The organism is Mongoliitalea sp., from assembly GCF_054166905.1.
In genome coordinates, this window is record NZ_JBSZCK010000028.1 from 82159 (window position 1) to 96776 (window position 14618).

Annotated in this window: 10 protein-coding genes; 7 read left to right on the top strand and 3 right to left on the bottom strand. The window is 38.7% G+C overall.

Annotated features, from left to right (window positions below):
* Window positions 1–74 precede the first annotated feature (74 nt).
* Window positions 75–2207: a DNA helicase RecQ gene (recQ, locus tag ACXIUD_RS10700; protein ID WP_458052629.1), complete on the top strand. Its 2133-nt coding sequence runs from the start codon at window positions 75–77 to the stop codon at window positions 2205–2207.
* A 59-nt stretch (window positions 2208–2266) separates the two neighbouring features.
* On the opposite strand, the gene gldJ is transcribed toward recQ, so the two are convergent.
* Together gldJ and mfd are read right to left on the bottom strand one after the other, a co-directional pair.
* Entirely contained in the window at window positions 2267–3490 is a 1224-nt protein-coding gene (gldJ, locus tag ACXIUD_RS10705; protein WP_458052630.1) for a gliding motility lipoprotein GldJ, read from the bottom strand.
* Window positions 3491–3662: 172 nt separating this feature from the next.
* A complete protein-coding gene (mfd, locus tag ACXIUD_RS10710) occupies window positions 3663–7013 on the bottom strand; it encodes a transcription-repair coupling factor (RefSeq protein WP_458052631.1) in 3351 nt (1116 codons plus the stop codon).
* Between the two features lie 131 nt (window positions 7014–7144).
* Here mfd and ACXIUD_RS10715 point away from each other — a divergent pair, with 131 nt between their 5' ends.
* Both ACXIUD_RS10715 and ACXIUD_RS10720 read left to right on the top strand, forming a co-directional pair.
* Entirely contained in the window at window positions 7145–7753 is a 609-nt protein-coding gene (locus tag ACXIUD_RS10715; protein ID WP_458052632.1) for a cytochrome c oxidase subunit 3, read from the top strand.
* 9 nt (window positions 7754–7762) lie between these two features.
* Window positions 7763–8206: an SRPBCC family protein gene (locus tag ACXIUD_RS10720; protein WP_458052633.1), complete on the top strand. Its 444-nt coding sequence runs from the start codon at window positions 7763–7765 to the stop codon at window positions 8204–8206.
* A 13-nt stretch (window positions 8207–8219) separates the two neighbouring features.
* On the opposite strand, the gene ACXIUD_RS10725 is transcribed toward ACXIUD_RS10720, so the two are convergent.
* Window positions 8220–8690 carry a Fur family transcriptional regulator gene (locus tag ACXIUD_RS10725; RefSeq protein ID WP_458052634.1) on the bottom strand — a complete coding sequence of 157 codons (471 nt, stop codon included), beginning with the start codon at window positions 8688–8690 and terminating at the stop codon, window positions 8220–8222.
* A 199-nt stretch (window positions 8691–8889) separates the two neighbouring features.
* On the opposite strand from ACXIUD_RS10725, the gene ACXIUD_RS10730 reads away from it, so the two are divergent.
* From ACXIUD_RS10730 to ACXIUD_RS10745, 4 genes are all read left to right on the top strand, one after another.
* Complete coding sequence (locus ACXIUD_RS10730; RefSeq protein ID WP_458052635.1) at window positions 8890–10137, top strand: aspartyl protease family protein; 1248 nt, start codon at window positions 8890–8892, stop codon at window positions 10135–10137.
* 99 nt (window positions 10138–10236) lie between these two features.
* On the top strand, window positions 10237–13518 hold the full coding sequence (locus ACXIUD_RS10735) for an ATP-binding protein (RefSeq protein WP_458052636.1): 3282 nt from the start codon (window positions 10237–10239) through the stop codon (window positions 13516–13518).
* 63 nt (window positions 13519–13581) lie between these two features.
* On the top strand, window positions 13582–14172 hold the full coding sequence (locus ACXIUD_RS10740; protein WP_458052637.1) for a LemA family protein: 591 nt from the start codon (window positions 13582–13584) through the stop codon (window positions 14170–14172).
* A gap of 9 nt (window positions 14173–14181) precedes the next feature.
* A complete protein-coding gene (locus ACXIUD_RS10745; RefSeq protein ID WP_458052638.1) occupies window positions 14182–14616 on the top strand; it encodes a TPM domain-containing protein in 435 nt (144 codons plus the stop codon).
* Window positions 14617–14618: the final 2 nt, after the last annotated feature.

Below are 14618 nucleotides of genomic sequence, written 5' to 3' on the forward strand. Positions count from 1 at the left end.
AATAGTCGACTAAAGCCCAATTTTTGGATCGATTCCGTAATTTTAACCTTTGATAAACCAAAAACTTTTGGCCTATGGAACTACCTACCCAAGAACATGCGAAAGGAATTTTGAGGCAATACTTTGGTTACCAAAATTTCAGAGGTAATCAAGAAGCAATTATTACTTCCATTCTAGAGAAAAAAGATACCATCGTACTGATGCCAACTGGAGGAGGAAAATCTATTTGCTACCAAGTGCCTGCCATGTTATCTGACGGCTTGACCTTGGTTATTTCACCATTGATTTCCCTGATGAAAGATCAGGTAGATTCGTTGAACGCAAATGGTATTTCCGCAGCTTTCTTGAATTCATCACAAAGTATTTCTGAACAGCGACACATCTCCGAGCAAATCAAAAAATCAGCAATCAAGCTTTTATATGTTGCGCCGGAACGTCTATTTGGAGGCTCCTATCCTTTAATGGATTTCCTTAAAGAAATCACCTTAGGGCTTGTGGCAGTGGACGAAGCACACTGCGTATCTCAATGGGGACATGATTTCAGGCCGGAATATTTGCGGATTGGTGAGCTCCGTCGACAATTTCCCCAAGTGCCTTTCATTGCCTTGACAGCCACTGCCGATAAACGCACACGCACGGATATTGCAGATAAACTGGGTTTACATATGCCCCAATGGTTTATTTCTTCCTTTGATAGAAGTAATATCACCTACCGTGTAACAGCAAAACAGGATGCCATGGGGAAGCTGATGGAGTTTTTAGACTTTCACCAAAAAGACTCGGGCATCATTTATTGCCTATCCAGAAAAAACGTAGAAGAAACTGCCCAAGAACTGCAAGCAAGAGGCTTATCTGCATTGCCCTATCATGCAGGCTTGGCACGGGACATCCGTGAAAAAAACCAAGAACTTTTTATCAAAGACGAAGTCAAAATTATCGTAGCAACAATTGCATTCGGTATGGGAATCGATAAGCCCAACGTTCGTTTCGTGGTACATATGAACATGCCTCAAAACATTGAAGGCTATTATCAAGAAACAGGTAGGGCTGGGAGAGATGGGCTCCCCAGTGAAGCATTGCTATTTTATTCCTATCAAGACTACATGACGCTCAACCGGATGCTGGAGCAAGCGGAAAACAAAGACTTTGTAGAAGTGATGCAAGAAAAACTGCTTCGGATGAATTCCTTCAGTCAAAGCAATATCTGCCGCCGGAAATATTTACTCAACTACTTTGACGAAAATCATCCAGGAGAGTGCGGAAACTGTGATGTCTGCTTCCAAAAAGGGAAACAACAAGACATGACGATTCCTTCCCAAATGCTCTTATCTACTGTAGCCAGATTAGGTGAATCCTATGGTTTAGGCTATGTCATACTGGTACTGCGTGGCTCCAAATCAAGTAAAATACAAGTGCAGCATCAAGAACTATCCGTCTATGGTATCGGAAAAGACCGTCCCGAAGAATTTTGGAAAAACTTGGGAAACAAACTTGTGCAGCATGGATACCTTGCAGAGGCAGGAACACAATTCCCAACCTTCAAACTGACCCAGATGGCTTGGGAGAAACTCAAGGGAAAAGAAAAAATTCTTTTGCCAATGGAGGAAAGTTTAAGCAGTGGAAAAACAACAAATGCCGTACACGAGATTGAATTAGTGGATGAATTGAAATCTCTTCGATTACAACTAGCCCGAGAAGCCAATATTCCACCTTATGCCATATTTGGCGACAACAGCTTGATAGAGATGGCCACCTACTTACCCATAGATAAGGATTCATTCTTGACAATTTCAGGTGTGGGACAAATAAAGGCGAACAATTATGGGAGTTCGTTTATGAAAATCATACAGGATTATGTCAGTAAACACCAACTGAAACCCAAGCGCAAACTCAATAGCAGCAAACCCAAAGCCCCAAGTGGATCTGGATCAGAAATCATCACATTGAAATTATTTCAAAGTGGCAAAAAAATCTATCAAATAGCCCAAGAACGTGATCTCAACCACACCACAATTGAAGATCATCTGATTCGCATGATAGAAGCTGGAAAATTGGAAGTAGAAGAAATCTTGAGTAAAGATGACTTATTGACCATTCGATTAGCTTATAGGCGTCAAGGGTCGCATTACCTCAAACCACTAAAGGAACATTTTGGAGACCGCTTTTCCTATTTTCAATTAAAAGCTGCCTTGGTTGGGGAGCGCTAACAAGCAAAAAGGGGCTTTTTAGGCCCCTTTTCTATCGTAATTTCAAATGGATTATTTTTTTATTTTCCTTTTCCTCCTATGGAAATCATCGCACAACGGAATCCAATGTGGTTAGTTGCTGAATCCTGATGCATAAATCTACGTGTACCAGGCGCCATCCAATAAGCCATATCTCTCCATGAACCTCCCTTATAAACGCGATACTCATCGGTAATCAAGGTTGTTTCATACGTTTCTTGTTTGTCAAAAATTCCGTCTTTTCTCAAGGGATTCAAATCGTCAAAGTCTTGGAATGAAAGTGGTCGGTACACATCATTCACCCACTCATTCATGTTACCTGCCATGTGGTACAAGCCAAAATCGTTTGGAGGCATATCGTATACATTTGTAGGCAGAATTTCTCCATCATTGGTTTTGGAACCTGCAATACCAGCATAGTCACCTCTACCTCTTTTAAAGTTTACCAAGAAATCACCTTGACGACCTTTTCTCTTGATATTGTATGGATTTCTTAACCCACGTCCATCCCAAGGATAGATTCTTCCAAATTCTTGGTTTTCGTCATTGTATTGAGTACCAATCATAGCCTTAGCAGCATATTCCCACTCTGCCTCATTGGGTAGTCTATACTCGGCAATACCAACACCTCTTTCAATCAACTGCTTTTTGCTTAAAGTACTGTCAATTTTATTTTTCTCACGAAGCAGATTTCCTACAAACTCAGTTCTCCATTTAGAATAGGTATTAGCCTGATTCCAAGAAACACCTGCTACGGGGTAGAAATTAAACCCAGGAAATCTAAAGTAATACGTATCATAGACATCATTGTAAGACATCGCACCTGCCCAAACTCTATCACGAGGTTCCAATTTCTGAATAGAATCTGCACTTACGCTACGTGCCATGTAAAACAAAAACTCTCGGTAATCCAAGTTGGTCACCTCTGTTTCATCCATATAAAAGGAAGCAATGGTAACTGTTCTCTCCACATTGTCACGAAAAGCCATGATATCCTGTTCTTGCGTTCCTAAAACTGTTCTACCACCTTGGATGTACTTCAATCTTGGTCCGATTTTTTGATCAGCGAATCTGGCTACGAAAAATTTGGATGAATCATTCGCATCAAAGCTGAATGCTCCACCTGTAGAAGCACTGGTCTTACCAGGCTTGGCGGCAGTTCTACGACCATATCCAGGCTGTTTGTTACAAGCCGAAAGAATAAGACCTCCAAGCAATAAGAAGGAAGCCATGGTCAATCCCCAATTTCTTTTTCCAAAAACCATTGTCAATTACTGTTTTTTGTGCATAATATAAACGCTAATATATAATCTATAATATCCGATTCAAACATTATTTTTTTTCTCCAGCTCAGAGAAAAAGCCTTTTTGAGGTGATTTTGACCAAATACTACAAATTTATCCGATGAAACAGCAATTATCAGGCCACATAAAATTTTCAAGATTTTAAGTTTTCAAGCCACTTTTTAGCCGCAGTGATTGTCCTAACCTCCTCAATAGTAAGTATTAACCGTGTTTTGACCTCTTTTATCTTGCAACGCTTGGCATATCCTTGTATATTTTTGAGTATAGTACCGAAGGTGGCAGACTTATAATACTTCTCTTTAGAGGAAGGTACAAAATAGCACTTCATCTGATTATTTTTCAAGACTAATTTCTCAAAACCTAGCTTTTCAGCTTCCCAACGCAATCGCACTGTTTCAAATAAATCTTCAACCACTCTCGGAACTGGACCAAAGCGATCTCTAATAGAATTGAGATACTTTTGAAGCTCTTCTTCCTCCTTGATTCCATCCAATTTGGAATATAATTGTAATCGCTCGGAAATATTACTCACATATTCCTCTGGAATCAATAATTCAAAGTCAGTTTCAATCACGCAATCCTGAACCAGGACCTCAACTTTTTCTTTCAAATCCACCTCAAACAGGGCTGCAAACTCATTTTCTTTCAATTCCTGAACAGCCTCATCCAATATTTTATGGTACATATCAAAGCCCAGATCCGTAATAAAGCCACTTTGTTCGGCCCCTAATAAATTACCGGCCCCACGGATATCCAAGTCCCGCATGGCGACTTTAAAACCATCTCCTAAATCAGAAAACTCTTCCAAGGTTTGTAGGCGCTTTCTAGCCTCTGGCGTCAAATGTGTAGGATGTGCAGTCAACAAATAGCAGAAGGCTTTTTTATTGCTTCGACCCACACGACCACGCATCTGATGCAAATCACTCAAACCAAACATATGAGCCCGATTGATGATAATGGTATTGGCATTGGGAATATCCAACCCTGACTCAATAATATTGGTGGATACTAGAATATCGTATTCTCCTTCTATAAACTTCACCATAATTTTCTCCAATTGCTTTCCATCCATCTGCCCATGGGCAGCGGCAATTCGGGCATCAGGCACCAAACGGAGAATCAAATTGGCAATGGAATCAATTTCTCCGACACGATTATGGACAAAAAAGACTTGTCCACCTCTTCGAAGTTCATAAGCTATGGCATCCCGGATGACTTCTTCCTGAAATGCATGGATTTCTGTTGTAACCGGTTGCCTGTTTGGAGGAGGCGTAGCAATTACGGACAAATCCCGAGCGCCCATCAGAGAAAAATGTAAGGTTCGGGGAATTGGCGTGGCTGTCAACGTCAATACATCCACATTCACCTTCATCTCCTTGAGCTGATCTTTTACTTTCACCCCAAACTTTTGCTCCTCATCAATGATCAAAAGACCAAGATCTTTGAATTTGACATCTTTATTGACAATACGATGTGTCCCTACGAGGATATCTATTTCTCCAGAAGCTACTTGTTTGGTAATTTCTTTGATTTCTTTGGCTGTACGGAAGCGATTGATGTATTCCACTTTTACAGGGAAATTTCCCAGTCGCTCGCTAAAGGTGCGGTAATGCTGCATGGCCAAAATAGTCGTGGGAACCAAAACAGCTACCTGCTTTCGGTCATTGACTGCTTTAAATGCTGCACGGATAGCGACCTCTGTTTTACCAAAGCCCACATCTCCGCAGACCAGTCGGTCCATAGGATGCGGTTTTTCCATGTCAGCCTTGACATCGCTAGTGGCCAAAGCTTGGTCTGGGGTGTCTTCAAAAACAAACGAGCTTTCCAACTCCACTTGCAAGACAGAATCTGGATGGAATTGGTAACCTGGCGCAGTCCTTCGCTTGGCATAGAGTGCTATCAACTCCTTTGCTATGTCCTTAACCTGGCTCTTAACTTTACGCTTTTTATTTTCCCATTCAGGACTGCCTAGCTTTGACATAGATGGGACAGTCCCCTCTTGTCCAGAATACTTGGAAATCTTATGCAGTGAGTGAATATTCACATAAAGCAAATCATCATCCCTGAAAATCAGACGGACGGCTTCCTGTTGCTTTCCATTGACATCTACCTTTTCTAATCCCGCAAATCTTCCCACACCATAATCCACATGCACCACAAAATCTCCTGGATGCAGGGTTTTGAGCTCCCTTAAGGTCAGGGCCTTAGATTTATTGGTTTTGTTTTTGGATTTGTAGCGGTGAAATCGCTCAAAAATCTGATGATCTGTATAACAGGCTATCTTCTGTTTCTTATCCACAAAGCCTTCCCTAATACCCATTTGTAGGGTCTGATAGCGGAGAGTAGGGTCCAATTCCTGGAAAATATTCTCCAAATGGGTCAGCTGCTTTTCACTTTCGGAGCAAATGATATTAACCCACCCTTCTTTCTCATTGGTAGCCAAATTTTCCACCAGTAAATCAAAATTTTTATTGAAGGATGGCTGAGGCTGTGATTGAAAATCTTGCTTGATAGCATCTTTCCAATAAAATCTGTGACCAAATTCCAGTAGCGCAAATTGCTTTGCTTTAGCCTCAAAACTTTGTGAGTTATCAAAGAGGTCAGTAGGCTTGAGGAGAAGTTTATCATTTTGGATAGTGCTCACAATCTGATAAAACTGATTTTCCGCTTTTCGGAAGTTTTCATCAATGGTATCGAGTGTAAAGGAAACATCCTTCATCCACACACAGGTCTGTTCCGGCAGAAACTCCAAAAATGACTGTCTTTGCTCTTGTAACAATCTGGTCTGCACATTGGGAATGATGCTGATATGCTCCACAGGGTCAATGGAAAGCTGTGTTTCAGGGTCAAAAGTGCGGATACTTTCAATCTCTCTTCCAAAAAGCTCTATTCGAAAAGGTAGTTCATTGGCATAAGAAAATACATCCAAAATTCCCCCACGTATGGAAAACTGTCCAGGTTCATAAACAAAGTCTGTTTTTTCAAAATCATAAGTCATCAACAACTCGGATATAAAGGCAATATCCACCTTCTCACCGACTTTCGCAGTGAAGGTATGATCTCTCAAGGAGCGTTTGTTGATTACTTTTTCGTACAAGGCTTCCGCATACGTAACTACAATGGTACTTTCTCTCGGATTATCCAATATTTTATTGAGAATCTCTGCCCTCATCAAAATATTGGCATTTTCTATTTCATCAAAATGATACGGACGCTTATAGCTTGAGGGAAATAGAAGGACTTCTTGATTTTCCACCAACTCCTGTAAATCATTGGTCAAATAAGCTGCCTCTTCCTTATCGTGCGCTATTATGAGGTGAAAGCCTCCGACTTGCTTACGGATGGACAAAAAAACAATCATGTCCAGACTACCGGACAGTCCTTTTAGCTGAAATTTTTTTTCTTGCTTGCTTTGAATGCTTTGTGATAAGCTTAGGATAAAAGGATCATTCTCGTAAAGCGAGAGAAATGCTGACTTTTCCAAGATAGCGGTTGTTGATTTGAAGGCCCAAAGGTAGGAAATTGATTCTTTTAAACCTTCTATGATGAATAATGTGATGTAAATCCTGAACCTCCTTCCCTTTAAAATGTTTATGCATAAAAGAAGTATTCCATATGCCTGAAACAAAAGAAGGTTGGTTTCAACGAATAGAAAAAATGCACCCTTACCAGACACTCATGTACTTGGGTATGTTTGGTAGTGGATTGATTTTTTTATTCATGACCACAGCATTCTTGGCATCCGACACCAGCATGGTAGAAGCCACTAAGTTCAAGATGCCCAAATCATTTATCCTCAGTACATTTATCTTGCTTATCAGTGGGTATACTGTCAGCAAACTCCTATTGCATTATAAAGAAGATAGCGTACAAAAACTTAAAAACAGCCTTTTGATAACCTTTTTTTTAGGACTGATATTCACAGCTTTGCAGTTTATAGGTTGGAAAGAATTGGCTATATCTGGTGTAGATTTTAGGGGCCTTCCTACTGGTAGTTTTCTATATGTATTAACTGGAATCCATATTTTCCACCTAATTGGTGCCATGATATTTGCTTTGATAATGGTGTATCAATATAGCCGGGTGGAAAAAGATGAGATCAAAAATTTGGTTTTATTGACAAATCCCTATGAACGTATGCGGATAGAGTTATTCACCACCTATTGGCATTTTATGGACTTTATCTGGCTTACCTTATTCATGATTTTTGTGTTTGTATTTTAAAAGAGACGTATGAAAATTGTCATAGAAACTACCGTTGATCAAGATTATCTTACAGTAAAAGAAGGCTTTAATGAAAGCTTGTTCAAAAAATTGGCACCTCCCTTTCCTCCCGTAAAACTCATCCGTTTCGATGGTTCTACTACTGGAGATGTGGTTTCCTTAGAGCTGAATTTTATTCTTTTCAAGCAACGATGGACGAGTGATATTATAGCAGATGACACAAGCGAGCAAGAATTTTACTTCATCGATAAGGGAGTAGAGTTGCCTTTTTTTCTAAAAGCGTGGGAACACAAACACCGAATTATCAAGGATGGTACGGGAAGCATCATTCGGGATGAAATTAGCTACAAGGGGCCTTTTGGTTTGATGACGTTGTTGCTTTATCCTGCACTTTACCTGCAATTTCTCTACAGAAAGCCCATTTACAGAAAAATATTTCAATCCAAGGCATAAAAAAAGCTTGCTATTAGGCAAGCTTTAAATTTTCACATGCTGGAATCTGACAATCCCCATACAGCACAAGGGAGTGTGAAGTGATGCCTGACATGAACTCTTTACCCATAGCTTCCTTGATTGCATTCAAGCGCTCATCCGAAAATTCACGGATTTTTCTGCATTGATTACATACATGATGGTCATGATGTTTGTAAGTCAAGGCTTGTTCATATAAGGCTACTTTATCCTTAAATTGATGCTTGACTGCCAAGCCACACTCTACCAATAAATCAAGTGTATTGTATATGGTCGCTCTACTGATGGTATATCCTTTATTCCGCATCATCAGGAAGAGACCTTCCACATCGATATGTTCATCTTGAGGTAAGGCATACAACTCATCAATCACAGAAAAACGCTCAGGAGTTTTTCTACTTCCTTGTCTCAACAGATAGTTTTCAAATATTTTTTTAGCTTTTTCTACTAAAGATTTCTCGGCCATATGTAAGGATTAAAAAATAAAGATGCAGGATTTTTTAGACTTTATCAAGTTTGATAGTTTTTGACTATTGAGATTAGTAAAAAATGACCGATGGTAAAAATGCAATTTCAATCTATAAACAAATCTTTTGTTTCTTCCGTTTTTAAAAGAATATCGCTAGCTTTTCAGTATGAAATTACGCTAATAATCACCACTCTATATGAAAATTCGAACCCTAGGCCTTCTTATTTTCTTGATTATACAAGTAAAGGCTGTAGGTCAGGTTCCTGGATTTTTTATGAAAGAAGAGGCAAAAAAAGTAGAGCTTCCTTTCATCATGTCTGGTAATCTGATCATCATTCCTATCTCCGTCAATGGTTCGGAGCCGGTAAACTTTTTATTGGATACAGGTGTAAAAACCAACATTTTATTCAGCAAAAGCATTGGTGATGAATTGGGTCTATTTTACACTAGAAAACTTGAATTGGTAGGTGCAGATGGTAAGGCGGTGCTAACAGCATCTGTTTCTCCAAATAATCCTATGGATTTAGGGCCAATTGAAGGGCATTTACAAACTTTATTGGTACTTGATGAAGATTTTTTTGAGTTAGAAGCGGTATTGGGAATACCTGTATATGGAGTAATTGGATATGAATTTTTCAAATACAACCCTGTTAAAATTGATTATGATAGGTCCTTGATTACTTTTTATGAGTCAAAAAGAGTTCGATGGAGACCCTTAGGCTATAAAAAGCTGGAAATCACCATGGATAATTCTAAACCTTACATCCGTGGAAAAGTGAAGCAATTGTTTGGAGAAGAGGTAGATGCCAAACTTTTGGTTGATTTGGGTGCCAATCATGGACTCTTACTCAATTTAGAAACATCTAAGTCGCTTCAGATGCCACATAGATATTTGGAGAGTGAATTAGGTAGGTCTCTTGGTGGGGATTTGGTAGGCTATGTTGGCAGAGTCAAATCATTGAAATTATCGAGCATTCGCTTTACCGATATTTTAACTTCCTATCCAGAGGAAACCGAGTTTAGCTATGTCATCAAAGAAAGTGGACGAAATGGAAGCATTGGTTCAGAAATATGGGGTCGTACCCGGATGATCATTGATTACAGAAGAGACCGCATATTTTTCAAAAGAGGAAATACCTTCGGCAACCCATTTGAGTATGACATGAGTGGAATCACTCCCAAGATGCTTCCAACAGAAGAAAAGCGTTTTTACATTGGGGGTGTTCGGTATGGTTCCCCAGGCTTTTTAGCTGGCATAAAGGAAGGTGATGAAATTATCAGCATCAATAAAATCCCCGTTGATTTTTGGGAGCTTTCCGATCTGATCAAATTATTTAGGTCGGATGAAGGGCGTGAGATTTCCTTAGGCTTAAAGCGTTATGACGATGAATTAAAGGAATACGAAGAAATCATGACCAGTTTTAAACTGAGAAGACAAATTTGACAGATACTTTGTCCTTTGTGAATAATATTTTTGATAATTGCTATATTTGATGTGAATCTAGGGTGGGTTCGACCTCAGCATTCTTTTCCAGTATAGCTTATGTCAACGATTGTTACAGCTTCTACCAAGAATATTCTACTTACATTTAAGAAACATCTGGACGGTGAAATTGAGCTGTTATACATTTCATCCGAAGCTAGAAGTTATGCTGAGGAGGGCGAGAAATTTTATAAAACTGACTTTATAGAAACTTTATTCCCTACCTTTCAAGGTAGTTTTTTTTATAAAGTTTTTGATGCACTAGGCAATGGTGATAAGCCTACAGTTCCAATTTTTATAGGAAAAAATCATTTCCAATTGACAGAAATAGAAGGATATGTAATAGCCATGGAAGATGGTTCCTATTTGGTCAATGCTCTGATCTCACCTTTACGTTTTCCCTCTGAAATAAAATATGCATGGATTATTGAAGGTAGGGAGAGGAAAGCATACAATGCCTTCATTAATAAAGAAAAGGTAGAAACGTCAGATGATTGGGAGCAATTTATATCCAGCTCCTTCGAATTTATAGAGGCAGAGGCTATACAAAAGTTTAAAAAAGATGATGAATATGCCTGCCTCACGCTTTTTCCAAATCACTTATACCTCACCAAAATCAAACTATCCCCTAATCATTCCTTAATTAAAATCGAATATTCTAAGGAAAATAATGAGCCTCAGAGTATTGATTCTGATAAAGATAACTTCTGTTATTACGAAATTGATCAAGATTCCCAGAAGTATTTCTGGACAGGCCCTATCCACGAACTTTTGGGATATGAAGAAGGATTTTTACGAGTAATCCATATCAATGACTGGAAGAAGTTAATTCATCCAGATGATCACCACATTTTTGAAATGGGTCAAAGTCATTCGATCAAAATGGTTTACCGATTTTTACACAATGATGGCCATTACATATTCATAAAGGATGATATCAAAACTTTTTCTACATCCACTAACAATAAGAAGTTTGGAGCAATCTCTGATATTACCACTCTCAAAAAAATTGAAAACGACCTCTTGCAAAACAAATCTGTTTTGGAACAATTGACAGGAGTGGTTCCTGGTATGGTTTATCTGATGAAGACATTTCAAGATCTATCGCACCAATTTATATTTATCAGCGAAGGCTGCAAACAATTAACAGAGATAGATGGTCCAAGCATCATTGAGCAAGAGGCAGCATTGATGAAGCTTGTTCATCCGGAAGATCTTGAGATTTTACTTGAAAATGACCGGTCCGCCTATCTAAACGATCATAGTTTTGAATGCTATTTTAGAATAATCACTCCTAGTGGAAAAACTAAATGGATCTATGGTGCATCGAATCGTCTCAAACAATATGAAGATGACTCGATTTGGGCAGGTATCTTTGTGGATGTGACCCTTTCTAAACAAAAGGAAGAAGAAGCAAAGCTTTTGATGAATCGCTATCGCTTACTTTTTGATGAAAACCCACTTCCTGTCTTTAGGTTTAATAAGGAAGGCATTATCATGGATGTCAACAAAAGTTTTATTGAAAAAATTGATGTCAAAGATAAAAATCTCCTAATTGGTAAAAATATGTTTGACCTAATCGGAGATAACCCTGTGAGACAAGCATATTTGGATAGTATTCATAAAGGTTTTGGATTTTATGAGGGTCCTTACATAAGTTATTTCAACAATAAACTATTTCATCTTAGGGCTACAGCAAAACCAATTGATAATGGAGAAAATTTCCAAGCAATCTTAGAAGATATTTCTGAACAAGAATATGTACATAACATCATTTCTAAACTCACTGAAAAAACCTCTAAATTCAGTGGACAGGAATTCTTTGATTCTTTAACAGCATTCTTCTCTTTAAATTTACATATGAGTGATTGCTTCATTGCTGAAATTGATAGCTCCAAAGACATGGCTCGTATCATTTCTTACCATAAAAATGGTGTGAAACAGGAACCCTTTGACTACATGTTGGAAAATACTGCCTGCAAGGAATGTCTTGTGTCAGGTGACCCGCTCATCATCACTAATGAAGCCTATAAAAAATACCCTTTAGATAAGAATCTGGTGTATGGAAAAATCAATAGCTACATGGCTTCACCCATTCACGACGCCGAAGGAAAACAACTAGGTCTTTTAGTAATGTTTGACCAAGATAAAAAAGTCTTCGGTGCAGGAAAACGGGAGTTTTTAAATGTGTTATCTGATAGAATTGGTGCTGAATTGAACAGGTTGAATTTTGAAAATAGACTCATTGAATCCGAACAGCTGTTTCGTAACATTGCTGAAAACTTTCCGAAAGGTATCATTGAAGTACTAGATAAAAAACTGATCTATGTCTATACCGAAGGGAAAGAATATCATGATATGGGTATCAATCCGAATCATTTGATAGGAACTGCTCACCTTTCGAAATATGAAACTTACATCTCTAATGAAGTTCGCAAACAGCTTGATAAGGTATTGAACGGCGAGTCAGTAATGTTTGAAGTGATTATCGGAGATCAATATTACCTCAAAAGCGGTGTTCCCCTTTACAACAAACTGGGCGAAATTGACCGTATCCTACTGGTGACACAAAACATCACAGAAACAAAAATTGCCGAAGAAGAGCGAGAGCAATTGATACGTGATCTTAAATCACAAAATGAAGAACTACAGCGATTTGCATACATTATTTCTCATAACTTAAGAGCTCCTATTGTAAATATTTCCTCCTTACTCGAATTATACAATACCAAAAATCCTGCAGATGTAGAAAATGAAGAAGTCATTTCCAATTTGAAAATATCAACGGATATCCTCAATGATACATTAAAAGACTTGATTGAGGTAGTCTCTATCAAACGAAACAAAATCCCGAAAATTGAAGAGGTGAACTTCCAAGACTTGACAAATAGAATTTTTACTTCGCTTGCTAATCAGATTAAGGAATCGGGGGCATTGATTGAAAGAGATTTTGAAGGGTGTGAAAGTATCAGCTACATCTTTGCTCACTTAGAAAACTTTCTCATCAATCTTACCACAAATGCGTTAAAATATAAACACCCAGACAGAACTCCAGAAATCTTTATCCGAACATATAAAGATCAACAAGGCTTTGTTGTTTTAGAATTTAAAGATAATGGAATAGGAATTGACCTAGAGCGCTATGGAGACAGAATTTTTGGTCTCTACCAACGTTTTCATTCCCATGTGGAAGGCAAAGGACTTGGTTTATATTTGGTTAGAGAACAAATCCGCGCTCATGATGGAAACCTAAAAATCAAGAGTAAAGTGGGTGAAGGTACCGTTTTCCAAATTTTCCTAAGAAATCTGAAGCCTGCCACCACAACAATTGTAGTCAACTAATCCGAAATGCTAACATTTCAGGAGATTATTCGTACAAGCAATCATTAAAATTAACCATAAACTATGAAAAAAGCACTTATTCCTATAGTAGTCATTGCCATCTTAGGTCTGTTTTTATACACGAAGGCCGTTGGGGTATACAATATGTTTGTTCAAAATGAAGAGACTGTGAATGGCACGTGGGCAGAAGTCGAAACTCAATATCAGCGAAGAGCAGATTTGATCCCTAATTTGGTCAATACCGTTAGGGGCTATGCGGATTTCGAACAGGAAACCTTAACAGGAGTAATTGAAGCTAGAGCCAAAGCAACTGGAATTACCTTACAGGCAGATGACTTAAGCCCTGAAAAAATCGCTCAGTTTCAACAAGCACAAGACCAGTTAAGTGGAGCACTAAGCCGATTACTGGTTAGTGTAGAACGCTATCCTGAATTGAAAGCCAATCAAAATTTCCTTGAGTTGCAAGCTCAACTGGAAGGAACTGAAAACAGAATTGCCGTTGCCAGGAGAAACTTTAACCAAAATGTACAAACCTACAATACAACCCTTCGGACATTCCCCAATAACATGTTTGCAGGATGGTACGGTTTTGAGCGTAAAGGCTTTTTTGAAGCATCTGAGGGAGCACAAAATGCGCCTACAGTTCAATTTTAAATAATCATCATGCCAAAGAGTTTATTTTCAGAAGAGGACAGAGGATTGATTGTTGGTAGCATTCAGGCAGCTGAGCGGGTTACATCAGGTGAAATTCAGGTACATATAGAAAATCATTGTACAGATGATGTGATGGACCGGGCTGCGGAAGTTTTTGAATTGCTTAAAATGCATCAAACCCAACAGCGAAATGCCGTCCTCTTTTATTTAGCCGTCGAAGATCATAAATTTGCCGTATTGGGTGACTGTGGAATCAATGCTGTAGTGCCTCCTGATTTTTGGGAAGGTATCAAGGAGTTGATGATCGCTGAATTCAAACAAGGCAAGTTCACACAAGGCTTGGTAGCCGGTATTCAACGCTGTGGAGAGCAACTCCAAGCACATTTTCCATTTGACAAAGAAACTGACACCAATGAATTGTCTGATGACATTTCATTTGGCTAATT